This window comes from Aquimarina longa SW024, from assembly GCF_001401755.1.
Classification (GTDB): Bacteria; Bacteroidota; Bacteroidia; order Flavobacteriales; family Flavobacteriaceae; genus Aquimarina; species Aquimarina longa.
Window position 1 is genome coordinate 410,425 of sequence record NZ_KQ474100.1, and the last position, 20,590, is coordinate 431,014.

Sequence of the window (20,590 nt, forward strand, 5' to 3'; positions counted from 1 at the left end):
TTATTTTTTGTTTTGATTAAAACAAAAAAGAGTATCTAAATTTACAGATACTCTTTTTCACTTATATTCTATTAGTTAGATAATAAATTACCCTTTAATCCAAGCTTCTCTAAGCGTTGTATGTTTTTTAGTAGGAGTATCAACTATCTTCAATTTTTTTCCTTTGGTATATGTTTTAGTTACTTTCGTTTTTATAACAATCTCTTCTCCTGCTCTATTTAATTTCACCTCTACATCATCTCCTTCTTTCCATTGAAAAGTAGCTCCTAATACATCATTAGCATTCTGCAATGTTAGTTTAGTTCCATTAACCTCTACAATATCGTCATTAGGTTTTACTCCATTTTTTGCCCAAAAACTATTATCAGACACCAATTCTGTAAAAAAGATAGTTCCTTTTTGTTGATTACCAGCTATTATTAAAGCTCCAGAATTTTGTATATAATTTGCTTCTACATTCTCTGATACTATTGTAAGGTCTACTTTCTTAAAAAAATCTTCATAATTAATAGGTGTTTTACCTATAACGTGTGTTTTTAAAAATGATCCTACTGATGGATATGTCATGGCAGTAATCTCATCTATTATGGTATCATCTTCAAAAGGTTTGTTTTTACCATATTTTAAAGATAATTCTTTCATTAAGGATAAAATTCCACGATTTCCATTACTTTCTTCTCGCATCAAAATATCAATACACATCCCTATTAATGCTCCTTTTTCATATACATTAACATAATTAGAAGCATACGGTTCTTCTAATATATTCTCACTCATTACTGTAAAACTCATAGCATCATCAAACCCTTTAGCGCTTTGAATTTTACCCATTATTTTGTCATAAAAATCTTGCTCCTCAACCAATCCTTGGTTAACCTGAAATAGTGTTGCAAAATACTCGGTAACTCCTTCATACATCCATAAGTGTTTTGAAAAAGTAGGTTTATCATAATCAAAATAATGTACATCTTCAGAATGTACACTTAATGGTGTTACGATATGAAAAAACTCATGTGATACTACATCAATCATTGCAGATGCTAATGCTTCATCAGGCATTTGTTCTGGCAATACTACTACTGTAGAAGTATGATGCTCTAAAGCTCCAAATCCTGTAGGTGCAGTCTCTGTACTTGGTGCTAAATACAGATATATATCATATCTAGGAGTACTATTAATATCTCCAAGGTATGCTTTCTGACCTTTCATCATTTTAAAAACCGTTTCCTTTATTTTAGCCGCTGTATGAACTTTATTTGGAGAATAAATACTAAGTACAATTTTAATATCTCCAACCATAAATTCTTCGACATCTAGATTTCCATACATCATAGGATTATCTGTAATATCAAAATATCGTGCGGCAAAATATTTATCTGTGGTTACAGTTCCATCTACATCAGATCCAATTTTTTGTAACGCAGATGTTCTTTTCATCGTTGTAGGAGCTTTTACTTCCAAAGCGTATTGATTATTTTTTAACACATCAAAGTACCCTATAAACCCATGAAGATTTAACACATAATTATCAGGTTCTATATTAGTTCCTGATGGAGAGAAAGGGATTTTTACTTCTATGTTTTCTATATCATACGTATCATTTACCAAATACGTTATTTTATCTAATTGTTTTGCATTTGATATTAACCATGTATTAACACCTTCTTTTTTAGAAATCAACTCATTACCTTTATAGTCAAAGGCTTTAAAATCATCTATAAATTTACCAAAATCACTTACAGAATAAGTACCCTGAACTACTTTAGGGATATAATATTTTACAGTATCTTGAACAAATCGACCTGGATCTATTGTTACTGGTATTTTATCATCTTTTACTTGTGTTAAATCTATAGCTGTTGCTATAGGTAAGCTTGTTGCTATATCATTTGTAGAATTCTTAGTTCCACAACCAATTAATAATACACCAATAGAAATCTTGGCTAATGTTTTTTTCATTATATCTGATTAACTTTTATTACAACTAGGCTTAAAACACCTAGTATTCCAACTTTAGTGATGCAAAATATACAATTTGGATATATTATGACTTATTTTTACAACTTTTTATAATAAAATGATAATTTTAAGTTTAATTATAGATAATCATCAATTACATTTTTCTAATGATATAGAGGCATTGGTTCCTGAAAAGACAACTATTATTTTTCTACATGATTCATTAGGGTGTGTTGCTCTTTGGAGAGATTTCCCTAAAAAAATAGCTTCTGAGACAGCATGTAATATCATTTCGTATGATCGAAATGGGTATGGTAAATCAGATCCTTTTATTTGTACGGAAAGAGATCTTGATTACTTAAAAAAAGAAGCACTGGTTTTAGGTAAAATAATAGATCAACTGTCTCTAAAAAGTGTCATTTTATTTGGTCACAGTGATGGTGGTAGTATTGCATTATTAGCAGCAGCTTTATTTCCAGAAAAAATCATAGGTATTATTACAGAAGGAGCTCACGTATTTGTGGAAGAAGAGACGCTAAATGGTATTAAAACTGCTGTTTTTGCCTATCAAAACACAAACCTTAGAGAAAAGTTATTAAAATATCATAGCAATAAAACAGATGCTGTTTTTAATATGTGGGCAAAAACTTGGCTTTCTCCAGCATTTAAATCTTGGAATATTGAGGATTGTCTACCAAAAATAAAGTGTCCTGCATTAATAATCCAAGGTAAAAAAGATGAATATGGGACAATAGAACAGGTTAACTCTATCATAGAAAATACAACAGGAGAATCTACCGCTCTAATGTTATCTGATATTGGACACACTCCTCATAAAGAAAGCCCTGAAATTGTATTCAAAAATGTAATATCGTTTGTGGCTAGTTTGCCAATTATCATTTAGATATTAATTAGTATACAGTTTCCGGAAAGCTCTTCTGTTACTTTCTCTTAGCTCAACCAAGAGTAACTGATTTGTTTGGATCTTTTTGTTTGACATAGATAACCTGAATTAGAATATGATATTATCTAAATACTATATCAAAGTAACACAAATATTTTATACAATAATATTGTTCATTCTGATTTAATAGAAAATTATTTTTTCTTTTTTTTAGAAACTATATATACCCCAAAAATTACTATTATAGCTCCAACTCCCTGAGTTAAAGATAGATTTTCTCCTAAGAAAAAATATGCTAAAATAATTGTTGATACAGGTCCTAGGCTTGCGATAATTGAAAAATCAGAAGCTCCTAGTTTTGAAATAGCAGCAGAAACCAAATATGATGGTATAATTGTTGAAAAAATTGACATTACTATACATATAAGATACAACTCTAGTGGATATCCCATAATATCTTGTCTATCAAAAATCAAATACTGAATAATGATACATCCTGATGAAACTATCATTGCATATGATGTAAATGCTACAACCCCAAATTTAGGTAACAACCATCCACTACCTACAAGATAAATAGCATAGGTTAAAGCACTTAAAAAAATTAAAAATACACCTAAAGCTATATTTGAAGTTTCTACCTGAAATTCTCCCCAAAAAGTTACAACTACACCTACATAAGTGATTAGAATTGCTACTAATTGTTGATTTGTTATTACTTTTTTTAAAAAAAGTTTTGAAATAATAATAACCAATGTTGGATATATAAAAAGAATGATCCGTTCTAACCCAGCCTTTATATATTGTAACCCAAGGAAATCAAAGTAACTTGCCAAATAATATCCAATAAACCCGAAAAAGAAAATCCATAAATAATCATTTTTTTTAATTTTTTCTTTGTTTAGAGGTTTATTAAGAACTGCTAGCACACTATATACAGGCAATGAAAATAACATTCTAAATAATAATAAATGTTCTGAACTTATATCGAACCTATAGGCTAATTTAACCAATACTGCTTTTGCTGAAAATAAAACAATACCAGTGATAGCCAATATAATTCCGTATGAAGATAATTTAGTTTTTTCCATTTTTCAAAAATAGAAGCCTTGATTTATAAAGTACCTTCTATACATACCTTAATTACGATACCCAATAAAAAAACCTTTCTGAGGAAATCTTCTCTAGAAAGGTTTTAAAAAAATCTTATGATGTTCTTCACTATACATTAAACAAGAAATGCATTATATCACCATCTTGTACTACATACGACTTACCTTCTACTCCCAATTTTCCTGCTTCTCTGGTTTTAGATTCACTACCATATGTAATAAAGTCATCATATTTAATAACTTCTGCTCGTATAAAACCTTTTTCAAAATCTGTATGAATCACTCCTGCTGCTTGTGGTGCTGTTGCTCCAATATTTACTGTCCACGCTCTTACTTCTTTCTCTCCTGCGGTAAAGTAAGTTTGTTGATCTAGTAATTTATATGCTGCACGAATCAATACTGATGCTCCTGCTTCTTCTAACCCCATGTCTTGTAAAAACAACTGTCGTTCTTCATAATCATCCAGCTCTGTAATATCTGCTTCTGTTCCTACTGCCAGTACAATCACTTCTGCATTTTCTAAAGCTACAGCTTCTTTTACCTTTTGTACATAATCATTACCGCTAACAGCAGAGTCTTCATCTACATTACATACATAAAGAACAGGTTTATCTGTTATAAACTGTGCCGGCTTAACATATGCTTCATGATCGTCTTCAGAAATATCAATTGCTCTAACAGAAACTCCCGCTTCTAAGCCTTCTTTAAGTTGTAATAATATTGCTTCTTCTTTTTGGGCTTCTTTATTACCTGTTCTAGCAGCTCTTTTTACCTTTTCTAACTTTTTGTCGATACTCTCTAGATCTTTTAGTTGTAATTCGATATCTATCGTTTCTTTATCTCTAATAGGATTTACAGAACCATCTACATGTACAATATTATCATTATCAAAACAACGTAAAACATGTATAATAGCATCTGTCTCCCTAATATTACCTAAAAACTGGTTCCCAAGCCCTTCTCCTTTACTAGCTCCTTTTACTAAACCTGCTATATCAACAATTTCTACTGTTGCAGGAATTACTCGCTCAGGGTCTACTAATTCTTCTAATTTCTCTAATCTTGGATCTGGCACATTAACAACCCCTATATTAGGTTCTATTGTACAAAATGGAAAGTTAGCACTTTGCGCTTTTGCATTAGATAAACAATTAAATAATGTTGATTTTCCAACATTTGGTAATCCTACGATTCCTGCTTTCATGGTGCTTGTATTAATAATAATTGAGATATTTCTAAAATTTCATTCTCAATTTTTGAGAGTGCAAATATAATGTTATTCATGTGTAGTAAGCAAATACAGATTCATAAGATTATACCTTAATACTTTTTTTCTTAAAAATGTTATTTATTGTTAAAAAAAAGGAATCTTATTGGTTTTTGTTTTTTTTCGTAGATTTAAGTACAAGTAATTTTAAATACCAATTAATATAATGAAAAATTTAAGCAATCTACTACTAGTACCATTTATGCTTGTAAGCATTACTATGAGCTACTCTCAATCAGAAGAGGTGAAAACCGAAGGAAATTCATCAAAAGAAACAGTAACTAAAACTATTCGTATTAAAGGAGCTAATGGTGAAGAGAAAGTTATTAAGAAGGAAGAAGTTATTACAAAAAAAAGTAAATTAAAACTCAACCCTAATGATGAAAATAAAACCAATCAATCAGTAGAATACACAGATGAAGAAGTAGCTGTCCAAAAATCGCACTCTTCTACCGATATTAAAACTTATACCAAAACTACTGATGATAAAGGGTTTATAATGAATTTATCAAGCAAATCCGATAACAAAACTGCAAAAGCTAGAGCATTAGCTAATGGGTATTATATTGTTAACTTTGGAAATGACGATAATTGTTTAGGTCATTTTGATGATGATAAAAACTTTATATTAGAAAAGTATGATTCTAAAATGGATCAAATCATGACCACAGTTTATAAAGCTAATTAATTACTACACAAGTTTTTTAAATACTGAGAATTATTTTTACTTTCTCAACCAGATTTCAGTCATTTAAGAAAATAATAATACACATCAAGATACAATGTTTAGACCTTTTACCAATTATACCTATAGGTCTTTAAATAATTTAGAAGTTCTTAACATTGTGTTTTGATATAATTTAGTAGGTTTGTTTTCTATGCTAACAAGTCGTTTAAATATATATATATCTTATATTTTTATTGTTTTCTTTCTTTCTTTGAAAGTGGTAAGTTTGCATGTATTAACCCATGATAACAGTAGTATTGAACATTGTGAGGTTTGTGACCTTGTTACTACTACCAATTTCACTCCTGCAATTGATATTATTGCTCAAAATTGTATAACAAGTAACGTTGAGCTTTATACTAAAAAAAATGTAATAAATCGCTATAACTTTATTTATAGTAAAAATATTAATAGAACCAAATTACTCTCTAGACCTCCTCCTTTCTTAGTATAATTTTCTTTATTTATTTTTTGTAGTATAGCAACTATTGCTATTCGATTTTATGTATCTATTCCTTAATGGAATACATCAGATATATACAATATAAATAAAGAGATTAATTTATTTCTTAAAAAATCATTCCATTAAAAAGAAAACCAATAATCTCGTAGCAAGCTCATAAGGTATGCTCTTGAAAAAATGATTTCTAAACCAACCTTCAGGAATAAACTCTTTTTCAATAAGAAATTTAATCTCTACTGCAACTATTTTTAAAGTTTAAAAACTTCTTAGATTATTATATATCATACCATGGTATAACGACCTAAAACTAAGCTATAATCACACATAAAAAACTTATTTATATGATTTTCAAAACATTATATAAATAATAAAAAGACATCGTCTTAAACACACTGTATCATCAATTCTCTAATATAAAAATAGTTTACAATGCTTAAAGCAATAAACCTTACAAAAAGCTATAATGAAAAAAAAGCGCTTAACAATGTTTCTTTTCAAGTAAAACGTGGTGAAATATATTGCCTTCTTGGTCAAAATGGCGCAGGAAAAACCACTACTATTAATCTATTTCTTGGGTTTATTAAAGCCGATAGTGGAAATGCTTTAATTGATAATAAAGAAATTAAAAGTAATAAAAATTACTTAAAGAAGAAAACAGCCTATATCCCAGAGATGGTTAATTTATATGACAATTTATCAGGAGTAGAAAATCTAGGTTTCTTTAGTCATTTAGCGGGATTAGAATATCCAAAAGAACAGTTATCTGAGTTTTTAACCAATGCTGGATTACAAGAAAAAGTACATCATCAACGATTGTCTACATATTCTAAAGGAATGCGGCAAAAAGTAGGTATTGCTATTGCAATAGCCAAAAATGCTGATGTTATTTTTATGGATGAACCAACATCTGGTTTAGATCCTAAAGCAACAGCAGAATTTATTAAAACCTGTAAAAAACTTGCCTTAACAGGAAAAACCATATTTATGGCTACTCATGATATATTCAATGCTGTAAATGTAGGCACTACTATAGGAATTATGAAAGAAGGAGCGCTAGTACAGCAAATCCAAACCAATGGTATTAATGCCGAACAATTAAAACAATTGTATTTAGAAACTATATAAAGACCCCATGAAAAAAGAATTTTTAATTATTTTATTCATCATCATTTTCCAACAAAGTTTTTCTCAAATCTATATTAAAGGTAAGGTTACAGATCATAAACAAACTCCTATTCTAGGAGCTACAATATCGTTTAGTAATGGAGAAAAAGATGGTGGAATTATTTCTAATGAAGAAGGACAATTCAATTTTATTGTACCACAAACAGGAACCTATAAGATAAAAATAAGCTTTGTTGGATTTATTCCTATTACAAAAGTGTATGATTTCCTTGATAATAAAAGTTATGATCTTGGTACTATAGTATTACAAGGAGATATACAACAACTCCAAACAATAGAAATCGTAGGTCGTATCAAACGAGATTATGCTAGCGACTATTCTTTCTCGGCTACAAAAATAGCTATCGCAAATAAAGAGCTACCACAATCTATTTCTTCTGTTACAAAAGAATCAATCGCCGACAGGCAAGCTTTTCAATTATCAGATGCTATAAAAACAGCTAGTAGTGTAATCCCCAATAGTTTTTATAATCAATTTTCTATTAGAGGTTTAAACCAAAATGAAGAGGGTGCTATTATTAATGGAATGCGTACACACCAATATTTCTTTACCCAACCTATCACAAGTAATATCGAACGAGTAGAAGTTGTAAAAGGCCCTGCCAGTGCGACTTTCTCTAGTGTAGATCCTGGTGGTAGTATTAACTTGGTTACAAAAAAACCTTTGCATATAAATCGAAATGAAGTAAACCTCAGTGTCGGGAGTTATAGTACATCTAGAGCAACAATAGATTTTACAGGACCTCTAAACGAAGATAAAACCTTGTTGTATCGTGTAAATGGAGCATATCAGGAAGGAAAAAGCTTCAGAGATTTGCAAGGACAAAAAACGTTATTAATATCTCCTTCATTTTCTTATATCCCAAATGATAAAACAGCTGTTAATGCAGAGCTTATCTATAGTTCTATTGATACAAAACTAGATAGAGGACAACCCATTTTTGGTGCCGTAGCAGGTAAAACTGATTTAAAAAGTACTCCTATAAGCTTGGCTCTTAATGCTACGAATGATTATCTCAAAAATAGAGAATTCATTTTTATTACAAATCTATCTCATAAATTTACAGATAAAATTACGTTCAATGGCACTTACATGAAGCAAACATGGAGTGAGGATCTAGCAGAACATCGAACAGAAAACAAATTTGCTGTTGATAAAAATGGAAACGAAGTCTCTACATTAGCAGCAATGCGATTTTGGATAAGACAGCATAACTGGAATACTGATAACCTAAATGCTTATCTAAATTTTGATATTGATCTAGGTAATATACACACCAAAACTCTAATAGGTTATGACATAAACAGATGGAAAAAACTAAAAGGAGGTGGGCTAAACTCTGCTAGAGGTTATGTAAAAAAAGATGGTACTACTTCTAGAAAATATGACCCTGCAAAGAGTGATGAATTCGAAATGATAACTGTAAATGGTATAGAAATACCTAAACCAAATGTTGATCATTTTGATTTAGAAAATCCGACATATACCATTAAGAAAATAGATAATTATATTTATTCAAACACTGCATTGGCATCCGCTTTAACAACTTCTCAGGCTGCATACATACAGACACAATTAAAGTGGAAAAAGTTATCTATTTTATTAGGATTAAGAAATGAATGGTTCAATGATATTACTAATTATGACACTAATAATGAAACTAAAATATCTCAATCAGAACTAATAGGTAGGGCTGGTATTACATACGCAATAAATGATGATATAAATGTATATGGAACTTATCTAGAAGGATATCAGCCACATGCTAATACTGTTAATTTAGTATCTAATGCATATTATCTTCCTGCAGGTTCTTCATTAGATCCTTTACAAAGTGATCTGTATGAAATCGGTGCTAAAATTGATTTGTTTAATGATAAAGTTAAACTAACTACATCTATATACTCTATTAACCAAAAAAATGTCTTAGTTGAAGATCCTGATGATATTGGTAAGTACATTACTAGAGGTAAAGAAAGAAGTCGTGGTTTTGAAATGGAACTGGCCGGATATATTTTACCTAACTGGCAATTAAATGCTTCATATAGTTATATTGATGCTAGAATTATAAAATCAAATGATCCAAAACTAGATAATGCCCGAAAAGAAAACACTCCTATCCATAGCGGTACTATTTGGACAAGATATGATTTTGATTCAACATCTATTCTTAAAGATATAGGAGTAGGCTTAGGAATGCAACATCGAGAGGAAGTAATTCCTTGGTTTATTAGAGATTTTACAGTGCCTTCCTACACCATATTTGATCTTGCATTATATTATACTCCTTCAAAGAAAAGAAATTTTCAAATAGCACTTAATGTCAATAATGTTTTAGACGAAACCTATTGGATAGGAGCACAACACTATTTAAGATTATTTCCTGGTACGCCAAGAAACATAATGCTTACAACAACTTATAAATTTTAAAAACTATGAGGAAGTCAGTAATCATAATAATCGCTAAACAGTTATGGAAGAATGCTTTTAGATCTAAAGTATTGCATGTTACTCTAACTTTAGCTATTATTTTAATAACATTCGCAGCATATAGTGGATGGAAAAATTATAAAGATCAAAACCGTATTCGAAATTTTTATCAAGAAGAAGCAAGACACAGTTGGGAGAGTAATCCTGATAAACACCCACATCGTATGGCTCATTATGGCTCATTTGCTTTTCGACTCAAACATAAATTAAGTTTGTTTGATTTTGGAATGGAAAACTACATCGGTAATGCTGTTTTTTTAGAAGCTCATAAACAAAATACGATCAATTTTTCTGAAGCAAGTCTATCTACAGGCTTGCTTCGGTTTGGGGAAATTAACCTAGCAATGTTACTTAAAGTTATTTTCCCTCTACTTATTTTTTATTTAGGATTTGGAGTTATCGCTAATGAAAGGGAGAATAGTACTTTAAAAATAATGATTACTCAGGGTGCTTCTTGGAATGAAATACTTTTTGGAAAATCTCTTGGACTAATCGTTCTTTCAATGCTATTTTTTATCCCAGTAATGGTACTTACTCTGTTGTTTATAAGTACTACAGAAAACTATACTATAACATTTGCAGAAATGCTTAGATTCTTTATACTTATCATTACTTATTTACTGTTTTATGGAATTCTAAGTATTATTACGATACTAGTTTCTGCGACAAGTACAACTGCCAAAAATTCTTTAATAAAACTACTGGGTATATGGCTCATTTTTATAATTATTCTTCCTAAAACATTACAAGCTTTAGGATACTACCTTTACCCTACTCCTTCAAAAATAGAATTTGAATCTATTGTAGAGAATGATCTAATAAAGGAAGGTGATAGCCATAATCCCGATGATGCTCATTATAAAACAATCAGAGACTCTGTATTACTAGCAAATAATGTTACATCTGTAGATCAATTGCCTTTTAACTATGGAGGGTTTATTATGAATGAGAGTGAAAAAATTAGTTCGGCTATTTATAATAAACATCAAAAAGATTTATTTAACATTTACAAAAACCAAAATACCATCGAAAGGTTTTCTGCTTTAATTAATCCATATACAGCAATAAAACATATTTCTATGGCTTTCTCAGGAACTGATTTTGCTTCATATATAGATTTTCAACATCAGGCAGAGCGTTATCGCTATCAATTGGCGCAAAAGATGAATACCTTACAAATGGAATTTATTCCTAATAAAAGAACTGACAAACCTAATCGTATCGATAAAAGTCATTGGAAAGCATTTCCTGATTTTAAATATGATTTTTTATCCATAGGATCCATTCTTAAAAATGAGTTCTTATCTATTTTTTCCTTAATACTTTGGAGTATTCTTAGCATAATAATAATGATCCGTTTATCCAAAAAAGCAAAAGCCATATAAAACTATGTATTCTATATTATTTAAATCTTTTATTCGATCCAAAATAGCAATTATTTCAATTGTTCTTCTTATGGGAGTAGGCTTAATAAGTATTCTTTTGGGAAAGCAATTTATCCAGAAACAAGAAAAAGCTATTTCAGAGGCTGAGTTATTTCAGAAAGAAAGTATTAAGAGAAATGTAATGTATCATAATGATGATATTGGATTATTACTTTACTATTTACGTTTTTCTTTAATTAAAGAACCAAATAATTTAACAGGGCTTTCTATAGGTCAGCGAGATGTAAATCCTTCTATACAAACTGTTACAATACGAGGACTTGAAGGTCAGAAATACGATACTGATTTTGAAAATCCTTCTCTTTTATTATCAGGAAATTTAGATTTAGGATTTGTAATTATTTACTTGTTTCCATTAGTACTCATTGCACTAACATTTAATTTATTTTCTGAAGAAAAAGAACGTAAAACATGGCGGTTAATAGCTTCTCAGACAGCTTCTACTGTTAATTTTCTTTATAAAAAATTAACCATAAGAGTACTATTTTTATATATGATATTAATCGTACTATTTTTATTAGCCATCAGTATTTTACAAATCCCAATTAATGAAGCGTTATTAGCATTCATTAGTATAAGTGTTTTTTATTTAGCATTTTGGACATCTTTATGTTTTCTTGTAGTTTCTTTTCAAAAAAACTCAAGCTTTAATGCTTTAGCATTACTTTCTGTCTGGATAACATTAACGATACTATTTCCTGCTATTGTAAATAACTATGTTATGAATACATATCCTGTTCCGGAAGCTTTACGCACAATGATAGAACAACGAGATGGGTATCACGAAAAATGGGACGAGGCAAAAGAAGTAACTATGGATAATTTTTTTGCCCATTATCCACAATATAAAAAGTATCCAGTTCCTAAAGATAAATTTAGTTGGCTATGGTATTATGGGATGCAACAAATGGGTGATGATGAATCTAGAGAATCTAGCAAAGAAATGAAAGAGAAAATATTGTTACGAGAAAGCATCAGTCAGACAATAGCGACTATCATACCTACAATGCATACTCAATTGATGTTTAATCAAATTACACAAACAGATTTAAACAATCATATGCAGTTTTTAGATCATCTGGATAAATTCCATGAAGAATTGAGGCTATATTTTTATCCTAAAATATTTGAAAACTACCTCGTTAAAAATGAAGATTGGAGTAAATTCAAGCCAAAAATAGCTTTAATACAGAATCATATAAATTGGGGGAAATCAATCTACTCTTTATTATTTATTACACTACTCATTTCTTTTTTAACATTTTTAAATTTGAGAAAAATATGAACTATTCTTATTTATATTAACTAAGTTTTTTATGTGAGCGTAACAGTTAGAATTACACTTTTATCTATAAGTCCTATATTATTACAGGATGATAGGCTTACATTAAGCTATACTGCTATCAGTATAACTTAATGTGAGCCTATTAAAATCAAACTTTTTTTTAGAGAATATTTAGAAGAAATTAGTCTGTATTTGGAAAGCAATAAAATCTAATGATAACTAATTGAGCTATTTATTAAACAATCACGAAATATATTTTTAAGACTCGTTACTCTATAGATCAGGAGAATCTATAGCATCAAAGTTCATGTTTTCACATCCATTAAAAACATTCTCCATCGTTTGTCATTGAATAGTTCCCCTGCTAAGAATTTCTATGATTTTTTTCTTTATCTCCTGAGTCATTAAAATATAGTATAAGTATAATCCAGATTATTCCTGAAAATTATTGTTTTTATTGTATCAACAAACCGAATTTTCTTTAATAAGGAGAATTCATTTTTTCTTTGTCAAAACTATGTATAAATGTTAGTAAAAACGTTTCAAATTATAATTTTAAACCTATAAATAAAGGTTTAAGTACTCTTTTTTCTGTATTCTGAAGGTGTTATCCCTACTAAGTTTTTAAATGCTCTATTGAAAGATGTTTTACTTTTAAAACCTGCTTCGTAGCCGATAGCTACAATTTTATATTCTTCATAATTTGGGTTTTTCATTAATTCTTTAACCTCATTTATTCTATATAAGTTTAAAAAATTATTGAAATTCTTTTGAAAACATACATTTAGAACTTCAGAAACCTGAGGGATATTCATTTGTAATGCTTTGGCTAAATCAGATTGCTTAAAATCTTCATTTAAATATGGCTTTTGTTCTTCCATATATTTTAATATTCGCTCTGCATATATATCTCTATTTTCAGAGCTTAATGAAGAGTTTTGGTACTTTACAGACCTATCAGATATTGATGTTGCTATAATACTTTCATTATTTCTTTTCATTATAGTATTAAGCTTGGATCTAAGGCTTTGGTTTTCGTTTTCCAAAAGCTCTTTATATTGTAATAAGCTAGTAGATTCTTTTTCTAAAGAAATTTTTCTATTGAAAAAATATCCCCATATACCGACAATAAGAATAACACATAGTACAGAACCAAAAATAATGATTTTCTTATTTTGCTTTACTAATGATTTTTTTTGTTTTTTAAAGAAAGTTGTCTGCTCTTTAAGCTCTCTCTCGGCTATAATACGTTTACCTTCAGAAAGAGTATTTAAATAAGAATCTTTTAATACCATATATTTTTTATGTTCTTCTACGGTTTTTTTAAAATCACCTTTTAATTCATAAACTTCTGCAAGATGTTCATGAACGTACATTTCTAAACTCAATAATTGGTTATTCTTGGCAATTTCTTGAGCAGTTGTAAGTATATCAATTGCTTCTGAAAGTCTATGAAGTCTAATGTATGATACCCCAATATGTAAATAAGAACTTACTTTACCTTTTATCGATTCTTCTTTTGTTATTAATTTTAATGCTTGTTTAGCATTAATGATAGCCTTTTGATATTTTTCTAATTTTATATACGCATCTGCAATATTGTTTAACGCTTTTATTTTCATATCATTCCTAGATAAGTCTGTAGCAAAACGATAAACTTTTTGACTACATAGTAATGATTTTTCATATTCTTTTTGATGCATCGCTGTAATTCCCAAAGCGTTATATGAAGCAATCAATACGTGTTCAGGATTTTTGTGATTCTTCGCTAGCCTTATAACTTTCTTAAAGGTTTGCTCAGCCTTATCATATTGCCCTAGGTTATTATATATATTACCTAAATTAGCCAAAATAATAATTCTTGTTTTAGAATTTTCTGGTAATTCTTTTGCGATATCTAATGCAGCAAGGTATTTTTTAAGGGATTCATCATACATATCTAGATTACTATAATAAATACCTTGCCCTACTACAGCTAAGACTTCTTCTTTTAAAAGATTATATTCTTTTGCTAATATTTGTAGAGAATCTACATACTGTTTATATAATTCAAAATTCCCTGTTCTATATATAGCTTGTGACGCCTTTTCTAGTTTCTTAACTTTTTTTATTCCTACTGAATCTCTTACAATAGACTGTGATTGTATTGTATCATGAAATAGCATAATAGATATTAAAAAAAGTGATGCGAACTTAAGCATTAAAATTATTTATAATATGAATTTGGTGTAATATAATAAACTAGTTTTAAAAAGTATGTTTTAGATAATTCTTGTTTTAAAAAACTGAGTTATCCTAAACATTTTCTAGCATTTATATTATCTACATTACCTTCTAATATATTATTCAATAACCATCTTTAATATTATCTGAATAATTGTATTTTTTTCAGTATTGTTTCAGAAACTTCTTATCTAAAATGTTTTATTGCATTTGATAAATGTAAAAATTCATATAAACATGTTTTCTTTTGATGTTTAAGCCTTTCTTTGTTAAAAATTGTTCTATTTCTGCAGTTATATTCTTTAAATTACTATCATTTAAACATATACATAATCGTCTAGTCCTCAAGTTTAAACTTTATATAATCAAAAATTATAATGTCTTTAGACATAACTTAAATCTAATTAGTGTTTAAAAACTTAATAAGAAATCTTATGACCGGACATTGGACTGGAAGTCATTTTCTTAAGTGGGGGTGCGAACTGAGTCAGTTTGATCCCCTTAACTGCGGCTATATATTCTTCAAGTGTAGGTGTTCTACCAAGAATTGCAGAAAGAACTACCACTGGTGTTGATGCTAGTAATGATTCTCCTTTCTTGCGATCTGAATCTTTTACAACACGTCCTTGAAATAGACGTGTAGAAGTAGCCATTACAGTATCTCCTTTTTCTGCTTTTTCTTGATTACCCATACATAGGTTACAACCAGGTCTTTCAAGATACAAGATATTATCATACTCTGTACGTGCTGTATTTTTAGGAGCTACATCATTAAATTCAAACCCAGAATACTTCTGTAACACCTCCCAATCTCCTTCTTTTTTGAGTTCATCTATAATATTATATGTTGGAGCTGTCACTACAAGAGGAGCACTAAACTCAACTTTACCATGTTGTTGTTCTAGGTTTTTCAGCATCTTGGAAACAATCTTAATGTCTCCTTTATGAACCATACAGGAGCCAACAAAACCAAGATCTATATGTTTCTTTCCTGCATAATAAGAAAGCTCTCGAATAGTATCGTGTGTATAACGTTTTGAAACATCTTCATTGTGTACATCTGGATCTGCAATCATTGGTTCATCAATGATATCTAAATCAACCACAAATTCTGCGTAATACTTAGCAGTATCATCAGGAGTTAATGGCGGTTTTTTCCCTGATCTAATCTCAATAATTCTATTATTTGCTTTATCTATAAGGCCTTGTAGTACTTGCTTTTCATTATCCATACCCTTATCGATCATAATCTGGATTCTTCCCTTTGCTATTTCGAGTGATTCAATTAGGGTATCATCCTCAGAAATACAGATAGAAGCTTTAGCTTTCATTTCTGCAGTCCAGTCTGTAAAAGTAAAAGCCTGATCAGAAGGAAGCGTACCAATATGAACTTCAATAATTCTACCTTGGAATACGTTTTCTCCATCAAATTCATTTAACATTTGGGATTGAGTAGCATGAACCACATCACGGAAGTCCATATGATCTTTCATTTTTCCTTTAAAAGTTACCTTTACTGATTCTGGAATTGGCATACTTGCTTCACCAGTAGCTAATGCTAACGCAACAGTACCAGAATCAGCACCAAATGCAACGCCTTTAGACATTCTTGTGTGAGAATCACCACCTATAATAATAGCCCAATCATCAACGGTAATATCATTAAGTACCTTATGAATTACATCTGTCATTGAATGATATACTCCTCTAGGATCACGAGCTGTAATAAGACCGAAATCGTTCATAAACTTCATCAGCCTTGGAATGTTTTCCTGCGCTTTTAAATCCCATACAGAAGCAGTATGACAGCCCGACTGATAACCGCCATCTACTATTGGTGAAATCACTGTAGCCGCCATCATTTCTAGCTCCTGAGAGGTCATAAGACCCGTTGTATCCTGAGAACCTACAATATTCACCTCTACTCGAACGTAAGAACCAGCATGTAATATTGCTCCCGAAGTACCAACTGCGTTTTTATTAAATATTTTCTCTACTGCTGTAAGCCCTTGTCCTTGATGAGAAACCTCTTTGGATGGCGCAAATACAGGTGGTATGACAACACCCAGAGTCTTTGCAGCAAATGCTTGCAATTTTTTACCGAATACAATTGCATAAGAGCCACCTGCTTTCATGAACTCCATTTTCTGAGGCGTAAATGCAGCAGAAATATCTTTCAATACCTTACCATCCTTATAAAGCTTTTTTTCTTTAGTATTTATTGTAAGTACAGTACCTGTATCAATAGAATAAGTTTGTTCTAAAATAGGTTCTCCGTCTTCATCAACAACTGTTTCTCCATTAGCATCTTTTTTCTTAACCCAATTTTTTAGGTCGAGTCCTATCCCTCCAGTTACACCAACAGTTGTGAGAAAAATTGGAGAAATTCCATTTGTTCCAGCAACAACTGGAGCAATGTTTATGAATGGTATATATGGACTTGCTTGTTTACCTATCCAAAGAGCAACATTATTAACACCAGACATTCTTGAAGATCCAACTCCCATTGTTCCTTTTTCTGCAATTAACATTACTCTTTTATCAGGGTGCTTTTCTTGTAAAGCCAAAAGTTCATTTTGTCGTTCTATGTTATGTTCGAACATACACTTACCATGTAACTCACGGTCTGATCTGGAGTGAGCATCACTACCAGGAGATAGTAAGTCTGTTGATATATCTCCTACACCAGCAACATATGTAACAACCTTAATCTCTTCCTCTATCTCTGGTAATTTTGTGAAAAATTCAGCTTGAACATAACTTTCAATAATTTCTTTAGCGATTTCATTACCATCTTTATAAGCCTCCCCTAAACGTTCCATATCTGCTTCATAGAGGAAAACTTGTGTCTTTAAAACCTTTGCTGCTTCCTTAGCAGTAGTTACATTATCACTTAGTGCTAAATCCAATAACACCTTAATTGACGGTCCTCCTTTCATGTGTGATAATTGCTCAAAGGCAAAAACAGGTGAAATCTCTTCTACTTTGGATTCACCAAGAATAATTTCTTTTAGAAAATTAGCTTTTACGCCAGCAGCACTTGTAGTTCCTGGTAATACATTGTAAATAAAGAAATTGATAGAATCGGATCGGTGCTCATTAGTTAAATCTTTGATTTGTTCAATGACTTCCCTTAACAATTCCGCATCATCAATTGGTTTAGGGTGAAGTTTTTGATCTTTTCTTTCTTCAATCTCTTTAAGATATTCACTGTATATGCTCATAAAATTTCGCCTTTAGTTAGAAGTAAGACTTCTTGGTTTTCTATTCAGGAACAAAAATAAACAATTACCCTAATTTATACCAGTATAGTGTATTTTTCTAAATACTATAAAAAATCTCGTATTCATTAACAGCATGATTGAACACAAAACTATCAACAATAACACGCACTATTATAAAATAGAACAACAAAATCATTAATAGATTTATCACAACCTCTACTTTCTAAGATTATGTTCACATTTTTAGACTTTAAAAATTCAATTTCTTCAAATGTGATCTAAGTCACTTAATAACATTAAATTAAGCTATTAAAAAAAATTAATCTTAAAAACTAATAAGGATACAATCAGGGTAATTAATTATCTAGACTAGTTTATAAAAAGTATATATTTATTGGATGGTTAGTTTAGAAATCTATATTTTGTTATAACCAGTTTTGTTTGTTCAACTTACTGTATCCCAAATGTTTTTTTTAATAGCCCTACTCCTTTCCATATCGCTTCATCATGACTTGCACCTTCAGCCACTATTACATTTGCACCTTTATCATTTAAAAATTGAATTTCTTGAGCAGAAAGCGCCCCAGCTGCCTCATCTCTATCACCATAGACATAGGTTACTTTAGAAAGGCTTGAAACGCTATTGAGTTTATCAGTATATCGATTAAATGCGAACCCAGCAATTAACCTTCCCATATTTCTTTCTTCTATGGTATCATTATCAGGATCATTTTCTAATTCAATGGTATAATTGCCATCATTATCATAGACATGTTTTAAAAATTTTCCTTCACTAAGAAGTTGCCAAACATCATTATCGACATTTAGACGATTCCCTAATATAAGATAGCCATCAGCAACATCAACTCCATGAGTAGCTATTAATTCTTGGACAATGAAAGAACCAAATGAAACCCCAAGTACATAGACAGTTTTTCCTTGTTGATTTTTAAAAAAATCAACAACACGTTTCATATTAGAAATACTTTGTAAATCATATTGTTTTGCTTGTTCAAAAGTAATATCTGAACTTGTGAATAGCATTGGATTTTTTGTTTGTACTTGATGCACCATTACATATAATGCTGATTGAATTCCTAGTTCAATTACCGTTTCATTTGATGTCTTATCATCATCTAGTTTAACACTCGGACCTCCCTGAGCATGAATGACTACAATCTCTCCATCTAAATTTCCATAAAATTTAGCAATATCTGAAATTTGATCAAATGTGTTCGAAGGTGAATTAGTATCATCGGAGTCGCAGCTGGTAAAAGATAATGATACAATAAGTGCTGTTATACAGGTAAAATAACGTTTCATAATTGTTTATTTTTATTGTTTATAATAGTTAAATGGGGGCATCTAAATAAATGCAAACCCTTTTATTTTAGATACTTATAAAATTAATACGGTGTTGATTATTAAAAATGAACGAGTATGATCAAGGTAGTAGTACCCCAACTCGTTTATAAAAAGTATATGTGAATGATAATAACTTAGAAATCCATAGTCATGGTACTAAATCCTGCTATGCCAAAATTGCCTAGTACTAATTCATCAGTCGCTATATTAGTAACATTGCCCAGAGAGTTTGTAGGTAATACAATAACTGATAGTATAGGATCATTTGGATTCGTATATATATTGTTATAAAATTGAAATGTATTGAAGTTCAGGTTATAGATAGTCGTTCTAACCCTATCCCCTTCATTTACATCATCAATTATAAGAAGTTTTTCTGAGTTTTGGTTTGTTAGTCTATCGTCAAATAAGTTTAGGTTTTTAGAAATTAAGACTTCATCTCTAAAAATATCTACACGAATAAAGTAGAAATTTTCTTCTTCAATTGGATCTATAAAAGTGATTCGAATCGTATTACCTTTTTTTACCATGTCTACTATCGGTATTGGTGGGTTTAAAATTTCTTCTTCCGATCTAAGTACGGTTTGGTCCTTCAATTTTACTTCTATCCAATAGGTATTTCCTATGATTGGTGTAATGTTATCAGATGTGGTATACTTACCATTATTTATCGTAAATGAATCCGAGATTAAGGAGATGGTATTCGATGTATCTCTGGTAAATAAGGATACTTGTGCGTCATTTACAGCACTAAAAGTGGTATCGGTTATTGCTACTGTTTTTTGAATTTGAACGGACACAGCCCCTTTGTCGCTAGTCAATAATCCAGAAATAAATACCTGTTCTTTAAATTCAAAATCTGGAGTAATTTCGTCAAAACAGCTAGTTGTTAAAGCACTTAAGGAAACAAATACGATATATTTATATATATATTTCATTT

At 30.2% G+C, this 20,590-nt stretch carries 13 protein-coding genes; 6 read left to right on the top strand and 7 right to left on the bottom strand.

Annotated features, from left to right (window positions below):
- Positions 1-87 precede the first annotated feature (87 nt).
- Positions 88-1,959, bottom strand: coding sequence for a M61 family metallopeptidase (locus N456_RS14315; protein WP_062058552.1), 1,872 nt, complete (start codon positions 1,957-1,959; stop codon positions 88-90).
- A 118-nt stretch (positions 1,960-2,077) separates the two neighbouring features.
- Between N456_RS14315 and N456_RS14320 the strand changes: the two genes are divergently transcribed.
- Positions 2,078-2,863, top strand: coding sequence for an alpha/beta fold hydrolase (locus tag N456_RS14320; protein WP_082422538.1), 786 nt, complete (start codon positions 2,078-2,080; stop codon positions 2,861-2,863).
- Positions 2,864-3,057: 194 nt separating this feature from the next.
- Here the strand turns inward: N456_RS14320 and N456_RS14325 are convergent, their stop codons facing one another.
- Entirely contained in the window at positions 3,058-3,954 is an 897-nt protein-coding gene (locus N456_RS14325) for a DMT family transporter (protein WP_062058555.1), read from the bottom strand.
- Positions 3,955-4,084: 130 nt separating this feature from the next.
- Positions 4,085-5,179, bottom strand: coding sequence for a redox-regulated ATPase YchF (ychF, locus tag N456_RS14330; RefSeq protein WP_062058558.1), 1,095 nt, complete (start codon positions 5,177-5,179; stop codon positions 4,085-4,087).
- Positions 5,180-5,408: 229 nt separating this feature from the next.
- Between ychF and N456_RS14335 the strand changes: the two genes are divergently transcribed.
- The 5 genes from N456_RS14335 (at position 5,409) to N456_RS14360 (ending at position 12,838) form a co-directional block, all read left to right on the top strand.
- Positions 5,409-5,930 (top strand): hypothetical protein, encoded by a 522-nt coding sequence (locus tag N456_RS14335; RefSeq protein ID WP_062058561.1) that lies wholly within the window; start codon positions 5,409-5,411, stop codon positions 5,928-5,930.
- A 931-nt stretch (positions 5,931-6,861) separates the two neighbouring features.
- A complete protein-coding gene (locus N456_RS14345) occupies positions 6,862-7,557 on the top strand; it encodes an ABC transporter ATP-binding protein (protein WP_062058567.1) in 696 nt (231 codons plus the stop codon).
- Positions 7,558-7,564: 7 nt separating this feature from the next.
- Positions 7,565-10,048: a TonB-dependent receptor domain-containing protein gene (locus N456_RS14350; protein ID WP_062058570.1), complete on the top strand. Its 2,484-nt coding sequence runs from the start codon at positions 7,565-7,567 to the stop codon at positions 10,046-10,048.
- Positions 10,049-10,053: 5 nt separating this feature from the next.
- On the top strand, positions 10,054-11,493 hold the full coding sequence (locus N456_RS14355; RefSeq protein WP_062058573.1) for a DUF3526 domain-containing protein: 1,440 nt from the start codon (positions 10,054-10,056) through the stop codon (positions 11,491-11,493).
- A gap of 4 nt (positions 11,494-11,497) precedes the next feature.
- A complete protein-coding gene (locus tag N456_RS14360; RefSeq protein WP_062058575.1) occupies positions 11,498-12,838 on the top strand; it encodes a DUF3526 domain-containing protein in 1,341 nt (446 codons plus the stop codon).
- 575 nt (positions 12,839-13,413) lie between these two features.
- Here the strand turns inward: N456_RS14360 and N456_RS14365 are convergent.
- The 4 genes from N456_RS14365 to N456_RS14380 form a co-directional block, all read right to left on the bottom strand.
- On the bottom strand, positions 13,414-15,039 hold the full coding sequence (locus tag N456_RS14365) for a tetratricopeptide repeat protein (RefSeq protein ID WP_082422539.1): 1,626 nt from the start codon (positions 15,037-15,039) through the stop codon (positions 13,414-13,416).
- A 441-nt stretch (positions 15,040-15,480) separates the two neighbouring features.
- Positions 15,481-18,285 (bottom strand): bifunctional aconitate hydratase 2/2-methylisocitrate dehydratase, encoded by a 2,805-nt coding sequence (locus tag N456_RS14370; protein WP_062058581.1) that lies wholly within the window; start codon positions 18,283-18,285, stop codon positions 15,481-15,483.
- A gap of 450 nt (positions 18,286-18,735) precedes the next feature.
- Positions 18,736-19,608, bottom strand: coding sequence for a hypothetical protein (locus N456_RS14375; RefSeq protein WP_062058584.1), 873 nt, complete (start codon positions 19,606-19,608; stop codon positions 18,736-18,738).
- Between the two features lie 176 nt (positions 19,609-19,784).
- Positions 19,785-20,588 carry a DUF4249 family protein gene (locus tag N456_RS14380; protein WP_148639333.1) on the bottom strand — a complete coding sequence of 268 codons (804 nt, stop codon included), beginning with the start codon at positions 20,586-20,588 and terminating at the stop codon, positions 19,785-19,787.
- Positions 20,589-20,590 lie beyond the last annotated feature (2 nt).

What these genes read in the sequence shown, in the direction of transcription:
- N456_RS14315 (WP_062058552.1), bottom strand. Translation starts at nt 1,959, where the DNA reads ATGAAAAAAACATTAGCCAAGATTTCTATTGGTGTATTATTAATTGGT.
- N456_RS14320 (WP_082422538.1), top strand. Translation starts at nt 2,078, where the DNA reads ATGATAATTTTAAGTTTAATTATAGATAATCATCAATTACATTTTTCT.
- N456_RS14325 (WP_062058555.1), bottom strand. Translation starts at nt 3,954, where the DNA reads ATGGAAAAAACTAAATTATCTTCATACGGAATTATATTGGCTATCACT.
- ychF (WP_062058558.1), bottom strand. Translation starts at nt 5,179, where the DNA reads ATGAAAGCAGGAATCGTAGGATTACCAAATGTTGGAAAATCAACATTA.
- N456_RS14335 (WP_062058561.1), top strand. Translation starts at nt 5,409, where the DNA reads ATGAAAAATTTAAGCAATCTACTACTAGTACCATTTATGCTTGTAAGC.
- N456_RS14345 (WP_062058567.1), top strand. Translation starts at nt 6,862, where the DNA reads ATGCTTAAAGCAATAAACCTTACAAAAAGCTATAATGAAAAAAAAGCG.
- N456_RS14350 (WP_062058570.1), top strand. Translation starts at nt 7,565, where the DNA reads ATGAAAAAAGAATTTTTAATTATTTTATTCATCATCATTTTCCAACAA.
- N456_RS14355 (WP_062058573.1), top strand. Translation starts at nt 10,054, where the DNA reads ATGAGGAAGTCAGTAATCATAATAATCGCTAAACAGTTATGGAAGAAT.
- N456_RS14360 (WP_062058575.1), top strand. Translation starts at nt 11,498, where the DNA reads ATGTATTCTATATTATTTAAATCTTTTATTCGATCCAAAATAGCAATT.
- N456_RS14365 (WP_082422539.1), bottom strand. Translation starts at nt 15,039, where the DNA reads ATGCTTAAGTTCGCATCACTTTTTTTAATATCTATTATGCTATTTCAT.
- N456_RS14370 (WP_062058581.1), bottom strand. Translation starts at nt 18,285, where the DNA reads ATGAGCATATACAGTGAATATCTTAAAGAGATTGAAGAAAGAAAAGAT.
- N456_RS14375 (WP_062058584.1), bottom strand. Translation starts at nt 19,608, where the DNA reads ATGAAACGTTATTTTACCTGTATAACAGCACTTATTGTATCATTATCT.
- N456_RS14380 (WP_148639333.1), bottom strand. Translation starts at nt 20,588, where the DNA reads ATGAAATATATATATAAATATATCGTATTTGTTTCCTTAAGTGCTTTA.